Genomic DNA, 17,827 nt, shown 5'->3' with positions numbered 1-17,827 from the left:
GCCGGGAAACCCGCCCCGGTGGCGTCTCAGGTCAGCGCTGCCCTGATGCGGGTCATGGCCTTTTCGAGGTTGGCCATGCTGGTGGCGATGGACAGGCGGATGTGGCCCTCGGCACCGAAGGCCGAGCCCGGCACCACGGCGACGCCACCCTGCTCGATGAGGAATTCCGACAGACCCAGATCGTCGTCGATGCCGGGCAGGCGCCGGATGACCCGGCTGACGTCGGGCAGCACGTAGAAGGTGCCGTCGGTCTCCAGGCAGTCCACATCGGCGATGCCGTTCAGCTCGCGGACCACATAGTCGTGCCGCTCCCGGAAGGCCTTCAGCATGTCGCCGATGAAGCCCTGATCGCCGTTGAGCGCGGCTTCCGCGGCGACCTGCGAGATCGAGGTGGGGTTCGAGGTGCTCTGCGACTGGATATTGGTCATGGCCTCGATCAGCCAGGCCGGTCCCGCCGCGTAGCCGATGCGCCAGCCGGTCATGGAGTAGGCCTTGGACACCCCGTTGAGCACCATGGTCCGCTCGTACAGGTCGGGGTTGGCGTTGAGGATGTTGATGAAGCGGCCGTTCCAGACGATGTGCTCGTACATGTCGTCGGTGGCGACGATGATGTCCGGGTGCTGGCGCAGCACGTCGCCCAGCGCCTTCAGCTCTGCCTCGGTATAGGCCATGCCGCTGGGATTGGAGGGGCTGTTGATGACCACCAGCCGCGTCCTGGCGGTGATGGCCCGCTCCAGCTGGTCCGGGGTGATCTTGAAACGCTGCGACTGCGGTGCCTCGACGATGACCGGCCGGGCGCCGGCCAGCAGCACCATGTCCGGATAGGACACCCAGTAGGGCGCCGGAATGATGACCTCGTCGCCGGGATTCAGGAGGGCCTGGGCCAGGTTGTAGAAGCTCTGCTTGCCGCCGCAGGACACCAGCACCTGACGGGTATCGTAATCGAAACCGTTCTCCCGCTTGAACTTGGCGACGATCGCCTTCTTGAGGCCGGGCGTGCCGTCGACGGCGGTGTATTTGGTGAACCCGTCCTGGATCGCCTTGATCGCGGCCGCTTTGATATGCTCGGGCGTGTCGAAATCCGGTTCGCCCGCGCCCAGGCCGACGATATCCTTGCCCGCGGCCCGCATGGCCGCGGCTCTGGCGGTTACCGCCAGGGTAGGGGAGGGCTTGATGGACAGGACGCGATCGGACAGGGTCTTATTCATGATGTCGGGGAAAATCACAGGATGAGGGCGGAAACGATGCCGCAAAAAATGATACTCGATGAGAGCCTGCCCCTGAATCCTGCCAAGGGAAAAAAATTCGCCCTGCACAGCCGCTTTCAGCCGTCGGGCGACCAGCCGGAGGCCATCCGCCAGCTCATCGAAGGCCTGCACGACGGGCTGCTGCATCAGACCCTGCTGGGCGTGACCGGCTCCGGCAAGACCTTCACCATCGCCAACGTCATCGCCCGCGAACAGCGGCCCACGCTGATCCTGGCGCCCAACAAGACCCTGGCGGCCCAGCTGTACGGCGAGATGAAGGAGTTCTTCCCGGAAAACGCCGTCGAGTATTTCGTCTCGTACTACGACTACTACCAGCCGGAAGCCTATGTGCCGTCTTCCGACACCTACATCCAGAAGGACGCCTCGCTGAACGAGCACATCGAGCAGATGCGCCTGTCCGCCACCAAGGCACTGATCGAGCGGCGCGACACCATCATCGTCGCGACCGTTTCCTCCATTTACGGCCTGGGCGAGCCGGCCTCCTATTTCAGCATGGTGCTGCACCTGGTCCGGGGCGACATGATCGAGCAGCGCACCCTGCTGCGTCGCCTGGCGGAATTGCAGTACACCCGCAACGACACCGAGCTGCGGCGCGCGACCTACCGGGTACGCGGCGAGGTGGTGGATGTCTATCCGGCGGAATCCGAGCGCGAGGCGCTGCGCATCGAACTGTTCGACGACGAGATCGAGCGGCTGTCGCTGTTCGATCCGCTGACCGGTGAAATCCTCTCCCGCATCGCCCGCTATACCGTCTACCCCAAGACGCACTACGTCACCCCGCGCGAGAAGATTCTCGATGCCATCGACCAGATCAAGCTGGATCTCCGCGCGCGCCTCGGCGAGCTGCGCGAGCAGCACAAGCTGGTCGAGGCCCAGCGCCTGGAGCAGCGCACGCTGTTCGATCTGGAAATCATGCTGGAGGTCGGCTACTGCTCGGGTATCGAGAACTACTCCCGCTACCTTTCGGGGCGTGCGCCGGGCGAGGCGCCGCCGACCCTGTTCGATTACCTGCCGCCCGACGCCCTGCTGGTGGTGGACGAGAGCCATGTCACCATCCCGCAGCTCGGCGCCATGTACCGGGGTGACCGTTCGCGCAAGGAAACGCTGGTCGACTACGGCTTCCGGCTGCCCTCGGCGCTGGATAACCGGCCGCTGCAATTCGAGGAGTTCGAGGCGCGATCGCCGCAGCGCATCTACATCTCGGCCACGCCGGGTCCCTATGAGCTCAGGCACTCCGGCGCGGTGGTCGAACAGGTCGTGCGACCGACCGGGCTGTTGGACCCGGTGGTGGACATCCGCCCGGCCCTGACCCAGGTGGAGGATATGCTGTCGGAAATCCGCGAGCGGGTGCGCAGGAGCGAGCGGGTATTGGTCACCACCCTGACCAAGCGCATGGCCGAGGATCTGACCGAGTACCTGTTCGAGCACGACATCGCCGTGCGCTACCTGCATTCGGATGTCGAAACCGTCGAGCGGGTGGAGATCATCCGCGACCTGCGGCTGGGCAAGTTCGATGTCCTGGTGGGCATCAACCTCCTGCGCGAAGGGCTGGACATCCCCGAAGTCTCGCTGGTCGCCATCCTCGATGCCGACAAGGAGGGCTTCCTGCGCTCGACCTCGTCCCTGATCCAGACCATCGGCCGCGCGGCGCGCAATGTTGCCGGCAAGGCCATCCTCTATGCCGACCGGGTGACCGGTTCGATCGAGCGGGCGCTGGCCGAGACCGAGCGCCGCCGTGCCAGGCAGGAGGACTACAACCGCCGCATGGGCCTGGTGCCGACCGGCATCGTCAAGCGGGTGACGGATATCCTGGAACTGCCCATCCCGGGCTCGCTCGGGGCGGCGCAGAAGAAGAGTCGCGCCAGAGTGGCCGAGCCGCCTCCCGACTATCGGTCGGTCAAGCCGGCCGAGGCCGCCAGGCTGATCAGGCAGCTGGAAGAGCGGATGTACGCCGCTGCGCGGGATCTGGAGTTCGAGGAAGCCGCCCGTCTGCGCGACGAGATCCGCCGCCTCCAGGACGCGATGCTGATGGCCTGAACATACCAGCGGGAACGCTGCCGGCCGTCAGGGCCGGTCGTCGTCCACCAGAGGTTCCAGGCGGACCGGCGCACCCTCGGCATCGGCCAGCCGCAGCCCGGGCTGGCCGGCGAATTCGAGCGCGATCACGGCCAGCCCGATGCTGCCGCCCGCGGGCGCCGGGCAGGCGTTCACCACCTGCCCGGCGGAGCGGGGCTCGTCCCCCGCGGTGTCCAGGATCGGCGCGCCCGGCGGTAGGCATTCGCAGCCCTCGACCCGGAAGCGGAACAGTCGTCGTTTCAGCTGTCCCAGATAGTGGGTGCGGGTGACGATTTCCTGCCCTGTGTAACAACCCTTGCTGAAGCCGATACCACCCATCCGGTCCAGGTTGAGCATCTGCGGCAGGAATTCCTCGCCGGTTGCCGGCAGGATCCGTGCAAAGCCGGCCTCGATGTCCGCCAGCCGCCAGGCATCCGCAGGCAATGGTTCGCCGGGTGGCGACTGGTCCGCCGCCAGAATCGCCAGATGGCGATCGCTGCCGTCGCTCAGCGGCCAGCCCAGACCGGCCGGCAGGGATGTGTTTCCGCCGAAGAAACCCCACACCCGCGCCGGTCCGGTCAGGTTTTCCAGCGTGACCCTGGCGCGCAGCACGTAGCGCTGGAGCCGCTCCCGCAGCGGCTCGGCGAGCTCGGCGGCCAGCAGCAGGCGGTAGCCATCGTCCGCGCGGGCGATGCGGAAGTTGGCCACTACCCGGCCCTTGGGCGTGCAGAAGGCGCCGCAGCCGAGTGTCCCGCTGGCCAGGGCCAGCACGTCGGTGGTGGCCTGACCCTGCAGGAAGTGGCCGGCATCGTCGCCGGAAACCTTCAGTACGCCCCAGTCCACCAGCTCGGAGAACCCGCCGCGGGCGGGGGCAGTCGTCGATGTGGGGATCATGATGTCCGTGTCGGTTCGGGAAAGGGGGGGCGATGGCGTTCCGGTCCGCCGGCCACCGGGTGAGGCGCGGCCGCGCCGGTCTGGCCTCGTTCTGGCCGGGCGCGGGTCCGCATGGCGATCAGCGGCCGTTCTGCAGGGCGGCGATGCGTTCCTCCAGCGGCGGGTGGCTCAGGAACAGGCGCTGGAAGCCGGACGAGATGCCGCCATTGATGCCGAACGCCGCCAGCTCGCCGGGCAGGTCGGCCGGCTCGTGGGCCCGCTGCAGGGCACGCAGCGCATCGATCATCTTGCCGCGGCCGGCCAGCTCCGCACCACCTGCGTCGGCGCGGAATTCACGGCGGCGCGAGAACCACATGACGATCATGGTGGCCAGGATCGACAGCAGGACTTGCGCCACCATCTGTGTGATGTAGTAGCCGGGTCCATAGCCGTAGCCGCGCTCGTCGTCCCCGGAGCGCAGCAGCACCCGGTCGACCAGGTAGCCGGCGATGCTGGCGAAGAAATAGACAAAGGTGTTCACCACGCCCTGCAACAGACCCATGGTCACCATGTCGCCGTTGGCCACATGGCTCATTTCGTGGCCCAGCACCGCTTCCACCTCATCGGCATTCATGCGCTGCAGCAGGCCGGTGCTGACGGCCACCAGCGAAGCGTTCCTGCTCATGCCGGTGGCGAAGGCATTGGGATCGGGGCTGTCGAAGACGCCGACTTCCGGCATGCCGATGTTCAGCCGCCGTGCCTGCCGGGCGATGGTATCCACCAGCCATTGCTCGGTTGCGTTGCCGGGCTGCTCGATGACATGCACGCCCATGGACTGCTTGGCCATCCACTTCGACATCATCAGCGAGATGAAGGACCCGCTCATGCCGATCACCGCCGAGGAAATCAGCAGCTGGTCCAGGCTCAGGGGAACCCCCCGCTGATGCAGGAAATCGCCCAGTCCCAGAACATGAAAGACGATGCTGATCAGCAGCAGGACCGCCGCGTTGGTCAGCAGAAACAGCAGAATGCGCATGGTTTCATACTCGATTAGTCAATGTCAGGATGGCCATGATTGAAGCTCGACGGCCAAAAATCAAGGGCCGACACAGCGGGAGGCTGCCCGGCGGCCGGCAGGCGTATCGGTCGGTTCTCCGGCCGTTCCCTCGGCAGAGCATGCGGACGTGTCCCCCCGTCGCACGACCGCGCCATCGCACCATTGCGCCCGCTCCGGCGAACAAGCCCATGCTCGGGTCGTGTCACGTGCCGGGTCAGGGACCTTCGATGGCCTGAAGGAGTTCGGGCATGATCCGGGCCGCTCCGGCCTCGGTCAGGTGCGAGTTGTCGTGGTAGTAGACCTTGTCATGTTCGATCAGCGTGCAGTGGCTGGGCTGGCCGGGACACAGGGTCTTCATGGGGTAGACCCAGCGCGCCCCGGGCGGCAGCGGCAGTTCCGCCAGCGCGCTGGCAAAGCGTGCCTGGTAGTCGTGGTTCTCGATATCCAGATTGTCCATGCAGCTCGCCGATTTCGGAGCGACGCCCGGATAGTGCAGGGCCAGTCCGCAGCGGAGGTTGATATTGGGGGTCGGGCCGACGATGACGGTTCTGGCTGGCTTGAGCCGGAAATCCATCAGGGCGTCGGTCATGGCGGAGCGGATGGCCGGGACGCTGTCGAGGCCGTAGGCTCGCCAGAACTGCGCGTGGATGGTGGCCTGCAGGGGCGGCAGCTTCAGCTCGCCCAGCAGCCGCCGGCGCGCATCGCAGGTTTCCTCCGCGTGGCCGGGTGGCCGCAGCGCCATGCCGAAAAAGCAGGTAGGGCTCCATACCAGGAACATGCGGTACCGACCGCCCGCCGCCTGTTCCAGCGCCTTGGCCAGGTGAAAGGCGTAGCTGTCGCCGTACAGCAGCAGGGCCTTGCCGGCTGTCGGCGTGCCGAACTCGCAGTAGCCCTGCTTTCGCACCGCCGCCAGACAGAAGCGGTGATCCAGCTTCTGGTCGGCCAGCGATGGCTGGCCCAGACGCGCGGGAAAGCCCTGCCGCCACAACACCAGGCCGCCGACCAGCGCGGTGGCCATCATGCCGGCCAGCAGGCGCAGGCTATTGCGCCGCGCCGCCGCGGCGCGGCGGATGGGCCATTCCACATGACGGGTGGTGAGCCAGGCGAGTCCGATGGCCAGCGCGACCAGAGCCAGACGGATCGCCGGTTCGGGGGCCTGGCCACCATACAGCCAGCTGAACGACAGCAACGGCCAGTGCCACAGATACAGGGCGTAGCTGATCAGCCCGAACCAGACCAGCAGCGGCGTCGCCAGCAGTTTCCGGTTGACCCAGGCGGAGGGCCCGGTTGCGATCAGCAGCGCCGTGCCTGCGACGGGTACCAGCGCCTGCCAGCCGGGAAAGTGCTGGCCCGGGCGAACCAGCAGGCATCCCGCGAACAGCGCGGCCAGCGCCAGCAGCGACAGCAGGTTTGCGGCCAGCGGACCCGCCATGCCGGGCAGGATGCCGCCATTGCCCAGCGGCTTGCCCGTGGCGACGCGCGTTTGCGCATAGGCCAGCATGGCGCCTGTCAGCAGCTCCCAGGCCCGCGATAGCGGATTGAAGAAGGTCGCGACGGCATTGCCCTGCACCCGCAGGATGTTGTTGCCGAAGGACAGCGCCAGGAGGGTCAGGCAGACCCAGGGAAACAGGGCCTTCCTGCGCCACGTCAGCCAGACGATCAGGGGCCAGCCGAGATAGAACTGCTCCTCGATGCCGAGCGACCAGAGATGCAGCAGCGGCTTGGCCTCGCTGCTGGTGTCGAAGTAGCCGGCCTCCGAACGCAGGACAAAGTTGAGCGCGAACCCGGCTCCGGCGAGCGTGTGCTTGCCGAGTTGCCGGTACTCGTCATCCAGCAGCATGAACCAGCCGGCCAGCAGCGTGGCCAGCAGCACGATTGTCAGGGCGGGAAAAATGCGCAGGATGCGGCGCCGATAGAAGCCGGACAGGCTGAACTGCCTGCGCGCCAGATTCTCCAGCAGGATGAGCGTGATCAGGAAGCCGGAAATGACGAAGAACACATCGACGCCGATGAAGCCTCCCGGCAATGCCAGCGGGAAGGCATGGAAGATGACGACCGCCAGAACGGCCAGGGCCCGCAGGCCATCGATGTCGGGACGGTATTGCGGATGAAAGGACGGCGTGTTGCCGCGCTCCTGCGGCAGCGAGGGTTGCTGGAACATGCGGATGGTCGACGTAGCGGAACAGATCGGCGGTGGTGCCGGGACGGTTGGTGGATGCAGGGCCTGGCGCCCGCGATCCGCGGGCGCCAGGGTCAAGCGGGCGGATTCCCGGCGGATGACGGTTTCGGCGGCGGCGTTGCCTGCGGCGTGGACGCCGGGGCTGCCGCGACCTTGCGGAAGCAGAAGGTTGCGGCGTCGCCCCGCTGCTCGCGGTTGAGTCGCGCCGCCTGTTGCTTGTAGCGGCGCAGCATTTTCCGGGAAACGGGCCGCCGGCCGGTCTGCCTGGCCTCCCGCAGGGCGATATCCTGGCGGTAGAGTTCGCTGCCCCAGAACTGGAAGGCCGTCGAATCGTGGATGACTCTGAGCAGCGCCAGACCCGCGGCGCTGGCAAGCCTTTTCAGGCTTGCTTCGCTATGCAGGTAGAGATGCCGCGGCGCATCCAGCTGCACCCAGTCCGTGCCGTAATGGTCCCAGGCATGTGACGTCACCAGCGGAACGCTGATCAGGCAGCAGCCACCCGGCTTCAGGTGCGCGGCGATCCCGGCCAGCTGCTCGGCCTGCCGCGGCATGTGCTCCAGGGAGTGGTTCAGGCGGATCAGGTCATAAGTGCCGCTGAGGGAGGCGAGGTCGGTTTTCAGCAGCCTGAGCCTGGGCACCGGCTGGCGGTCCCGATCCAGATAGGGATCGATGCCGGTGAGATCGCGGAAGCCGAGCTGGTGCAGCCGCGTCAGGAAATGGCCCGCCCCGCAGCCGACGTCGAGGATCCGCGCGTCGAGGTCCAGCCCCAGTCCCCGCAGTTTGGCGATGTCGCCGGTGGGTTTCAGGGCGGCGCAGAGCCGGCCGACCAGGCCAGGGTTGAACAGTATCCAGCGATCCCGGGTGTCCTTGAGCCGCCTGTCGATGCCCTGCGGTTGGCGTTCGCCCTGCTCGAACGAGTAGTAATCGTCAGGGTAGTAGTCGGCCAGGTTGGCCGGGTAATCATCGATCTGCAGGCAACCGCACTGGCTGCACTGGAAATAGGCAAAGCGCTCCCGGGTTCCCATCAGCATTTCCCGGACGCCGAACACCGGGTTGTCGGATGCGTTCCCGCAGATGCGGCACTTCATGGATGTTGCTCCAGGATGGGCAGGGCTCGCCCGCAGGGATGGCGAACGCTTGGGTAGTCGTGGGTTTCGGGTGCCATCGGGCCCGGATCCTCGCCGGCCGCTCGGTCCACCCGGTAGGCACATGGCCTACCGGGATCTTGTTTACAGCTATGAATATGGCCGGGTCTAGAACGGGATGTCGTCGTCGAAATCGATATCCATGCCACTGCCGCCACCGCCGCTGGGCGGGTAGGACGGATTGGCGGCAGGAGGCTGTTGCGGCGCCTGCGCATAGCCGCCACCCTGGCGCCCGTTGTAGTCGCCGAAGCCCCCGCCCTGGCGTTGGGGAGACTCGCCGCTGGCGCGGTCGAGCATCTGGAATTCCTGGGCGACGATTTCGGTCGTGTACTGGTCGCGGCCGTCCTTGTCCTGCCACTTGCGGGTTTGCAGCCGGCCTTCCAGGTACAGCTTGCTGCCCTTGCGCAGGTAGTCGCGGGCGATTTCCGCCGTGCGACCGAACATGACGATGCGATGCCATTCGGTGCGTTCCTGCAGGTTGCCCTGCTGGTCCTTCCAGGTTTCACCGGTAGCCAGCCTGAGATTGGCGATGACGCTGCCGTTGGGGGAGGTGCGAACTTCCGGGTCGGCGCCGAGGTTGCCGACCAGAATGACTTTGTTGACGCCGCGAGAGGCCATGGACGATTTCTCCTGAGTGACGGGGCGGGCGCGAGGGCCCGCGGCCGCGTTATTGTACTGTAAGGTTTCCCCCCGACCCGCGGGATCGCGCAGAGGTCAGCGGGATGCCCCGCCGCGCACCTGGTCGCGGTACCGGACGAGTTCTTCGGTGATCTCGGCGGCGGTCTTGCGTGCGTCCTTGTCGGAGGCGTTTTTTTCCATGACGAACTTGGCGGCGGCGGCGTAGGGATTCAGCGTTACCGCCGCGCCTGGCGTCTCGCCATGCTGCTTGACGGTACCGAATACGGCAAAGGGTCGGGTGGGGTCGGAGTCCGAGAGGTCGCTCAGGCCCACTTCCACCTGCATCTGCGAGGCACCCTGTCCGAAGCCGAGGGCCGCACGGCGGATGCGGTTGCCCTCGTCCACGTCCACGAACCGGCCGCTGATCAGCCAGCCGCTGCGCGGCAATGTCCCCGTGGGCAGGCGTTCGGCGGGAACGCCCTGGTCCCGCAGGTCCTGAACCAGGGCGGTGGCCAGCGTTTCGACGATCCCGGCTGCCTTGGCCGACGGGTCCGTGGTGGTCAGCGGCTTGGGCAGCCGCTCGCCGACTCCGTCCAGTGCGCCATCGGCCAGCCGGCCCGGCAGGGCGCCGCGCACACCCTGGTCGCCCTGGAAATCGGCCGTGTCCAGGCGGAAGTCGGCCACGTAGACCGTCGCCGGTGCCTGTCTGGGCAACGGCGCCACGGTTGCCTCGTCCCTGACGGTGACCTTGTCGCGCAGGGAGGCGCCCCCCAATCGCTGGCAGGCGCTCCCGTTCAGGGCGAGAACAACGGCCAAGGCCATCGGCAGGTATTGCAGGTTGCGGGTCACGGGCAGGCCTCCGGGTGGCAATGACGGCGAGGGGGCAAGGTTGCGGGCGGGCTTTATCCATCAGCGTGTGGACTTCGTCAAGTGCCGGTTGCCGCCATCGGGAACGGAGATTCGCGCGGCGCCCCGCCGGGTCGGCGGCACAACTGTTTTATCCTTGTGCCTTGCCTTCGTTCCGTGCCGACGATCGCCCGTCAGCGCCAGCCGGTGACGGCGGGGCCGGGACACGCGGCAAGGCGGCTTTGCGGATGGTGATGGATTCAGGTTGATGACGATACTCTACGACGATCGCTGGCTGGGCCCGCACGGCATTGGCCGGTTCGCGGGCGAGGTGGCGCGGCGCTGCGGCATGACGCCGCTGCGCCTGCCGGGCCGGCCGCTGGACATCGCCGATCCCTGGCGCCTCCGCCGTGCCTTGCGGGCGCGGCGGCCCGGACATTTCTTCTCGCCGGGCTTCAACGCGCCGCTGGGGTGGCCATGCCCGTTTTCCCTCACCCTGCACGACCTGATCCACCTGGAAGTGCCGGAGGAACGCTCGCTCGTCAAGCAGGCCTACTATCGGGCGGTGCTGAGACCGGCCCTGCACCGCGCGGACCTCGTCCTGACCGTCTCGGATTTTTCCCGGCAGCGCATCGCCGACTGGGCGGGCCTGCCGCCCGGGCGGATCGTGATCGCGGGTAACGGCGTCAGCCCGGCGTTTTCCCCGGACGGGCCGTGCCGGGACCACCGGCGGCCCTATCTGCTGTATGTCGGCAATCGCAAGCCGCACAAGAATGTGGCGGGTCTGCTGCGCGCCTATGCCGCCAGCGGCATCTGGCGGGAGGCGGATCTGCTGCTGACCGGCGACCTGTCGGACGGGCTGCGCCGCCTCGTGGCCGAACTGGCCGTCACGGCGCCGGTCGTGCCGCTCGGTCCGGTACCGGAGGCGGATCTGCCGGCGCTGTATCGTGGCGCCCTGGCGCTGGTCATGCCTTCGCGCTACGAGGGCTTCGGCCTGCCGGTCGTGGAGGCGATGGCGTCCGGGACGCCGGTCCTGTGCAGCAACCGGACGGCCCTGCCGGAAGTCGGCGGCGATGCCGTGGCCTATTTCGATCCCGACGATGAAGACCATTTCGTGGCCGTCCTGCAGTCGGTGACCCGCACCGCATGGCTGGCGGACCTGCGGGCGCGGGGATTGCGTCGCGCGCGCCGGTTCGACTGGGACCGGGTCGCCGCGCGGGTGATGGCCGGTATCGCCGGGGCCGGTGCATGACATGATAGGCTTGCCAGCGATTGCCGCTGCGGATTTCCCCTGCCCTCCATCGCCATGAAAGTTGCCATCGTCGTCGAATGGCTGGCCGCCTATGCCGGCTCCGAGCGGGTACTGGAGCAGATGCTGGCCTGCTTCCCGGAGGCCGACATCTTCGCCGTGGTCGATTTCGTGCCGGAGGCGGAACGCGCCTTCCTGCAGGGCAAGTCACCGCAGGTGACCTTCATCCAGCAGCTGCCCTTCGCCCGCTCCCGTTTCCGTCATTACCTGCCGCTGATGCCGCTGGCGGTGGAGCAGCACGACCTCGGCGCCTACGATCTGATCCTGTCCAACTGCCATGCCGTCGCCAAGGGTGTCATCGTCGGCCCCGAGCAGCTGCACGTGAGCTACGTCAACTCGCCCATGCGCTACGCCTGGGAGTTCCAGCACCAGTACCTGCGCCAGGCAGGGCTGGATCGGGGGCTGCGCACCTGGCCGGTGAGGTGGATGCTGCACCGGCTGCGGTTGTGGGACCTGCGCACCGCCAACGGGGTTGATCTGTTCCTGGCCAATTCGGCCTTCATCGCCCGGCGCATCTGGCGCGTCTACCGGCGACCGGCCGAGGTGTTGTACCCGCCGGTCGATGTCGATGCCTTCCCGCTGCGGGAGGCCAAGGACGATTTCTACCTGGCCGCTTCCCGGCTGGTGCCCTACAAGCGCCTGGATCTGATCGTCGAGGCGTTTGCCGGCTTGCCCGACAGGACCCTGGTGGTCATCGGCGATGGGCCGGAAATGGCCAGGATCCGCCGCAAGGCCGGCGCCAATGTGCATCTCCTGGGCCATCAGCCGTTCGCGGTCTTGCGCGACTACCTGCAGCGGGCCCGCGCCTTCGTCTTCGCGGCGGAAGAGGATTTCGGCATCCTGCCGGTCGAGGCCCAGGCCTGTGGCACGCCGGTTATCGCCTACGGGCGTGGCGGCGCCCTGGAGACGGTGCGCGGGCCCGACCAGCCGCGACCGAGCGGGCTGTTTTTCGGCCAGCAGTCGGCGGAGGCCATCCGCGCCGCCATCCGTCGGTTCGAGGCGGAGTCTGACCGCTACGAGCCTGTCACCTGCCGCGACAATGCCCGCCGCTTTTCGGTGGAACATTTCCGGCAGGCCTACCGGGCCCGGGTCGATCGGGCCTGGGCCGATTTCCTGGCCCACGGTCCGCCCGGCGTGGAGCGTCCGCCGCGCTGATGCCGGCGGCCATTCTGGCCGCGAATCCGGCCAGCGACCGAGCCGGCGGCCCGGTCTTGCTAGAATTCCGCCCCTGTCTGCGGCCGGTGCTACCGGATAGCGCCGGTCTGGCCCCATCGTCATCGCCCCAGGAGACCGAATGTCCGACATCGAAATCGCCCGTCAGGCCAAGCTGCTGCCCATCATCGATCTGGCCCGGGACAGGCTCGGCATTCCCGCCCAGCAGCTGGACCCTTACGGCCATTACAAGGCCAAGCTCGACCTCGACTTCATCCATGGCCTCGAAGACCGGCCGGACGGCAAGCTGATCCTGGTGACGGCGATCAGCCCGACGCCGGCGGGGGAGGGCAAGACCACCACCACCGTCGGCCTCGGCGATGCTCTCAACCGCATCGGCAGGAAGGCGCTCATCTGCCTGCGCGAGCCCTCGCTCGGACCCTGCTTCGGCGTCAAGGGCGGCGCGGCCGGTGGCGGCCATGCCCAGGTGGTGCCGATGGAGGACATCAATCTCCATTTCACCGGCGACTTCCACGCCATCGGCGTGGCCCACAACCTGCTCGCGGCCCTGATCGACAATCACATCAGCCATGGCAATGCGCTGGGCATCGATCCCCGGCGCATCCAGTGGAAGCGGGTGGTGGACATGAACGACCGCGCCCTGCGGCACATCGTCGTCGGGCTGGGGGGGACCCCCAACGGCTATCTGCGCGAGGATGGCTTCGATATCGTGGTGGCCTCGGAAGTCATGGCCATCCTCTGTCTGGCCCGGGATCTGGAGGACCTCAAGGAACGGCTGGGCCGCATCGTCATCGGCTACAAGAGCGACGGCAGGACGCCGGTCTTCGCCCGCGACCTCAGGGCCCACGGGGCGATGGCGGCGTTGCTCCGGGACGCCATCAAGCCGAATCTGGTGCAGACGCTGGAAAACAATCTCGCCTTCATCCATGGCGGCCCCTTCGCCAACATCGCCCATGGCTGCAACACCGTCATGGCGACGCACACGGCCCTGAAACTGGCCGACTACGTGGTGACCGAGGCGGGCTTCGGCGCGGATCTGGGGGCCGAGAAATTCATCGACATCAAGTGCCGCATGGCCGGGCTGAATCCGGCAGCGATCGTGCTGGTGGCGACGGTGAGGGCGCTGAAATTCCACGGGGGCGTCGACAAGGCGGAGCTGAACCAGGAAAACCTGCCCGCGCTGGAGCGAGGCATGGCCAACCTGGAGCGCCATGTCCACAACATCCGCGAGCATTACCGGCTGCCCTGCGTGGTTGCGGTCAATCATTTCAGCTTCGATACCGAGGCGGAAATCGCCTGTCTCGCGTCCCGCTGCCGGGCCCTGGGCGTGGAGGTGGTGGTGGCCCGCCACTGGGCCGAGGGCGGCGCCGGAGCCGAGGAACTGGCGCGGGTGGTGGCGGACCTGGTCGACAACCGGCCGGGCCGGCATGGCTTTGTCTACGAGGACAGCGCGCCGCTGTGGGACAAGATCGAGGCCATCGCCACGCGCATCTACGGTGCCGGCAGCGTCAGCGCCGACGACAAGGTGCGCCGGCAGCTGGAACTCTGGAGCGAGGCGCATCCCGATTATCCGGTCTGCATGGCCAAGACCCAGATGTCCTTCTCCACCGACGCCGGCGCCAGGGGCGCGCCCACGGGCCACGATGTCCATGTCCGCGAGGTCAGGCTGGCGAACGGTGCCGGTTTCGTGGTCGCGATCGCCGGCAGCGTCATGACCATGCCGGGCTTGCCGCGGGTGCCGGCGGCCGAGTCGATCGACGTCGACGAGCACGGCCGGATCAGCGGGCTGTTCTGACGTCGGCCGGCGCAGGCGGAGCGCCGGGCGCCAAATACCGCCGCCCGGCGTTTTCCGTTAAAGTACGCGATGTGTCCGCAAGGACGGAATACGGCATCGCCCGTTCGCATCTGGCACATGGCTCGCCCGCACGCCTGGCTGGCGACCGGCAACGGACGGGGATGCGGTTCGACAATAACGACGAAATCAACCGGAGGTAAACCCATGCCGACCATCAAAGCCCTCGCGATCATTGGCATCACCCTGGCCAGCACGGCTGTCATCGCCAGCGAAGACCAGTATCCTGCCTACAACTTCCAGCCCTCGGTCATCTTCAGCGATGCCAGCCTGATCCAGAAGCTGTCGGGCGCCACCGCGTCGACCCCCAGCGCCGGCGGCGCCTCCGTCCAAGCCGCCGCCCACGAGCCGGATCCGAAATATCCGGCGGCCTACTTCCAGCCCTCAGTCATCTACCCGGGCAACTGATGCAGGTGGCAGCCGGGGACAGCGGCGATCGTCCGTCCTCGGTTGCCGATGCCGCGCTGGGGAACCCTCTGCATCCCTCATCACCCCGGCGAGGCGGATAGGAAGAAGTGAACGTGTGTCCGACCCAGGTGTCTATGCGAGCTGACCCAGCGTCGCGATAGGACAGCGGGGACCAGCGGCGCCCCGCCGGAACCCGTCCGATAACAATAAGAAAGCAGCCGACCGGACGGCTCGAGGTTCCGTGCCATGACATCGTCGAGGAGAGATTTCGCGGGTCGGCGTCCCGGCCCCAAGGCTCCGGCCCCTGGCCGGCGCCCATCGATCGGCGGGGGCAACCCGCTGTTCTGGCTGCTGGCCTTGATCGGTACAGGGCTGCCCGGCCAGCTGGCGTTTGCCCATGAGCGCTGGATTCTCACGCCCGAGCAGATCCAGGACTGGAGCGCCCGCCAGCCACCCGAGCTGTGGGTCAGCGCGACCCCGCTCAACGTCACCCTGATCACGGCTTTCGCGATCTTCACCCTGGGCTGGATCCGGCTGGGATTCACCGGCGCCCGGGAGCTGTTTCCCGACTTGCAGGCCCGCCTGGGCGCGTTCGGCCATATCGTCGCGCCGATTCTGCGGTTCTGCCTGGCCTGGGTGCTGATGTCATCCGCGTTCGGGCTGGAGCCCCGCCATGGCGTCGAGCGGCTGGCCTCGCCCACGCTGTTTGCCCCGGATCTCGAACTGGCCACGGTTGCCCCGGGTGTGCTGTGGCTGCGCTGGTTCGAATTCCTGCTGGGCATCGGCTTTCTGTTCGGCGCCTACGTCCGGCTCTGCGCCGTCGGGTTGCTGCTGCTGGCGCTGATCGGCACGCTGCTGTTCCAGGCCTCCATCTATTCCTATGCCGGCGCGCTGGTCGGCGTTGCCATCTACCTGCTCTGCCAGGGGCCCGGCAGCTACTTCCTGCCGCTGCCGACGCACCCCCGCCTCCAGACCATGCAGGCCGAACTGGCGCGGGTTCCGCGTCAGCGCGCGCAGGCCATCATGCGGGTGCTGACCGGCATCAACATCTTCTATCTTGCCGTGGCCTTCAAGGTCATGCAGCCGAATCTCGCCATCGCCATCCTGACGATCCACGACATCCGCCTCCTGGGGATGGCGCCCGAGACGGCAACGCTGCTGATGACGCTGGTGGAATTCACGTCCGGCATCCTCATCATCGCCGGCATCCTGCTCAGGCCCCTGTCGCTGTTCTTCCTCGGCGCTTTCCTGATGTTCGCGGCGCTGCTGCCGGAGAGCTGGATGGCGCATGCGCTGTTCTACGGCGTCATGCTTTCCTTTTTATTCAACGGTGCGGGACATTTCGCCATGCCAGAAGCGAAAGACAAGACAGCCAATATCGTGATCGTCGGCGGAACCGTGGCGGCCATCCATGCCGCCATGAAAATCGAGCGGCTGATCGGCCAGTACAGCAATATCCGGCTGACCCTGATCCACGACCAGCCCAACGTGCTGTTCTATCCGCTGCTGCCGGAGGTCATCGGCGGCACCATGCAACCCGGCAATGCGGTCAATCCCATCCGCCGGGTGCTGCCGCAAACGCGCGTCATTCTCGGCGAAGTGGCCGAGGTCGACAGCCAGGTGCGTCAGGTGCGGGTCAACCTGCCGGGCGACCGGACCATCGAGGTTCCCTACGACGAGCTGGTGCTGGCCCTGTTCCTGGTGCCGAATCTCAACCGCTACCCCGGCCTGATGGCGCATGCCAGCCCCATCAATTCGGTCGGCGATGCGTTGCACATCCGCAAGCAGATCATGGATCGCGTCGAACAGGCGGAGCTGGAGGCCGATGCGGCGACCCGCGAGCGCCTGCTCAGCTTTGCCGTGATCGGCTCCGGCCAGCGTGCCTGCGCCACCGCCGAGGAAATCTGCACCATGCTGGAGACCGCCCGGGTTTCCTATCCCGTGCTGCGGGACCAGGGCTGGCGGGTCTATCTGTTCGAGGACACGCAGACGGCCTTCAGCGATTTCGAGGCCGGGATTCGCGAGCGCCGCGACCGGGAGCTGGCCAAGGCCGGGGTCATCCTGGGCCGCGAGCGCCAGGTGGCGGCGGTGACGCCCGACAGCGTGGTCTTTACCGATGGCTCGCGCCAGCCGGTGGGTTTCGTGGTCAACAGCTGCTTCATGCTGCCCCGCGCCGTCATCGACGACCAGACGGTGAACTGGCCGCCCGAGACCGAAGCCGACTTGCGGCTGCGGGGCTGGCCGCATATCTGGGCGACGACGGCATTGCCGCCGGCCGTGGCGAATGGCCAGCCGCGCCGCTACCTGACCACCGCCGACTGGATGGATCTGGGCAAGGCCGCCGGCCAGAACGCCTGGGCGGCGTCGCAGGACTTCGAGACCCGGCCCTTCCATTACCGGAAACGCTGGATTCTGCCGTTCAGCATGGGGCGGCGCTCCCTGTGCCAGGTGGTCGGCTGGGTGGTGGGCGGTCTGCCGGCCTGGTTCCTGGCCCGTATCAGCAACCTCGCCACCATGCCGGGACTGGAGCGCAATCTGCGCATCCTCATCGACTGGACACTGGACGTGCCGTTCCGCGCCGACATCGCCGTCCTGGCGCCCGACGCCACCAGCCGGCTGCAACGCCTGCACCTCGAGGCCGGGGACGAGGTCATCCGCCAGGGCGAGGCGGGCGATACCGCCTACATCATCCAGTCCGGCCGGGTCGAGGTGCTGAAGAACGGCAGAAAGGTGGGCGAACTCGGCGGCGGCGAGTTCTTCGGCGAGATCGCGCTGGTCAGCGACACGAAACGAACCGCCACGGTTCGCTGTCTCACCGCTTGCGAGCTGACGGTGCTCGGCCGCGACGATTTCCAGGCCCTCTCGGTCGGTTCCAGCGCCTTGGCGCGCGCCATCAAGCAGCAGATCGAGGAACGTACCGGGCGGCGCAAGGCCCGCGGCTGAAGCGCGGGTGCCGCATCGGGCACGTCACGCGGCGATCGGTGCGCATCGCCGACGGAGGGTGATCGGGCGCGGCGTCAGCAGACATCCGCCATACAACAACA

Annotated in this window: 13 protein-coding genes; 6 read left to right on the top strand and 7 right to left on the bottom strand. The window is 67.3% G+C overall.

All coding sequences use genetic code 11. The features are described 5' to 3' along the window. Positions 1-26 precede the first annotated feature (26 nt). Positions 27-1,208, bottom strand: a complete 1,182-nt coding sequence (locus ACYQ1H_RS03705) for a pyridoxal phosphate-dependent aminotransferase (protein ID WP_460026714.1) — start codon at positions 1,206-1,208, stop codon at positions 27-29. A 48-nt stretch (positions 1,209-1,256) separates the two neighbouring features. Between ACYQ1H_RS03705 and uvrB the strand changes: the two genes are divergently transcribed. After that, positions 1,257-3,305 (top strand): excinuclease ABC subunit UvrB, encoded by a 2,049-nt coding sequence (gene uvrB / locus ACYQ1H_RS03700; RefSeq protein WP_460026753.1) that lies wholly within the window; start codon positions 1,257-1,259, stop codon positions 3,303-3,305. 27 nt (positions 3,306-3,332) lie between these two features. Here the strand turns inward: uvrB and ygfZ are convergent, their stop codons facing one another. The 6 genes from ygfZ to ACYQ1H_RS03670 form a co-directional block, all read right to left on the bottom strand. Beyond that, positions 3,333-4,217, bottom strand: coding sequence for a CAF17-like 4Fe-4S cluster assembly/insertion protein YgfZ (gene ygfZ, locus ACYQ1H_RS03695; protein WP_460026713.1), 885 nt, complete (start codon positions 4,215-4,217; stop codon positions 3,333-3,335). Positions 4,218-4,335: 118 nt separating this feature from the next. Then, on the bottom strand, positions 4,336-5,232 hold the full coding sequence (gene htpX / locus ACYQ1H_RS03690; RefSeq protein ID WP_460026712.1) for a protease HtpX: 897 nt from the start codon (positions 5,230-5,232) through the stop codon (positions 4,336-4,338). 235 nt (positions 5,233-5,467) lie between these two features. After that, positions 5,468-7,414, bottom strand: a complete 1,947-nt coding sequence (locus ACYQ1H_RS03685) for an acyltransferase family protein (RefSeq protein ID WP_460026711.1) — start codon at positions 7,412-7,414, stop codon at positions 5,468-5,470. A gap of 92 nt (positions 7,415-7,506) precedes the next feature. Continuing rightward, complete coding sequence (locus ACYQ1H_RS03680; RefSeq protein ID WP_460026710.1) at positions 7,507-8,520, bottom strand: class I SAM-dependent methyltransferase; 1,014 nt, start codon at positions 8,518-8,520, stop codon at positions 7,507-7,509. A gap of 165 nt (positions 8,521-8,685) precedes the next feature. Continuing rightward, positions 8,686-9,195: a single-stranded DNA-binding protein gene (locus tag ACYQ1H_RS03675; protein WP_460026709.1), complete on the bottom strand. Its 510-nt coding sequence runs from the start codon at positions 9,193-9,195 to the stop codon at positions 8,686-8,688. A gap of 96 nt (positions 9,196-9,291) precedes the next feature. Next, positions 9,292-10,044, bottom strand: a complete 753-nt coding sequence (locus ACYQ1H_RS03670) for a DUF4410 domain-containing protein (RefSeq protein ID WP_460026708.1) — start codon at positions 10,042-10,044, stop codon at positions 9,292-9,294. Between the two features lie 265 nt (positions 10,045-10,309). On the opposite strand from ACYQ1H_RS03670, the gene ACYQ1H_RS03665 reads away from it, so the two are divergent. The 5 genes from ACYQ1H_RS03665 to ACYQ1H_RS03645 all read left to right on the top strand — a co-directional run bounded on the left by ACYQ1H_RS03665 (position 10,310) and on the right by ACYQ1H_RS03645 (position 17,726). Beyond that, complete coding sequence (locus ACYQ1H_RS03665; protein ID WP_460026707.1) at positions 10,310-11,293, top strand: glycosyltransferase family 4 protein; 984 nt, start codon at positions 10,310-10,312, stop codon at positions 11,291-11,293. Positions 11,294-11,347: 54 nt separating this feature from the next. Then, on the top strand, positions 11,348-12,505 hold the full coding sequence (locus ACYQ1H_RS03660; protein WP_460026706.1) for a glycosyltransferase family 4 protein: 1,158 nt from the start codon (positions 11,348-11,350) through the stop codon (positions 12,503-12,505). A 139-nt stretch (positions 12,506-12,644) separates the two neighbouring features. Further along, positions 12,645-14,318, top strand: coding sequence for a formate--tetrahydrofolate ligase (locus tag ACYQ1H_RS03655; protein WP_460026705.1), 1,674 nt, complete (start codon positions 12,645-12,647; stop codon positions 14,316-14,318). A gap of 204 nt (positions 14,319-14,522) precedes the next feature. Next, a complete protein-coding gene (locus ACYQ1H_RS03650; RefSeq protein WP_460026704.1) occupies positions 14,523-14,783 on the top strand; it encodes a hypothetical protein in 261 nt (86 codons plus the stop codon). Positions 14,784-15,029: 246 nt separating this feature from the next. After that, complete coding sequence (locus ACYQ1H_RS03645) at positions 15,030-17,726, top strand: cyclic nucleotide-binding domain-containing protein (protein ID WP_460026703.1); 2,697 nt, start codon at positions 15,030-15,032, stop codon at positions 17,724-17,726. Positions 17,727-17,827 lie beyond the last annotated feature (101 nt).

It is taken from the genome of Methyloparacoccus murrellii (genome assembly GCF_054657115.1).
The sequence above is the reverse complement of the archived record's forward strand: the minus strand, read 5'-3'. Positions and strand labels throughout refer to the sequence as shown.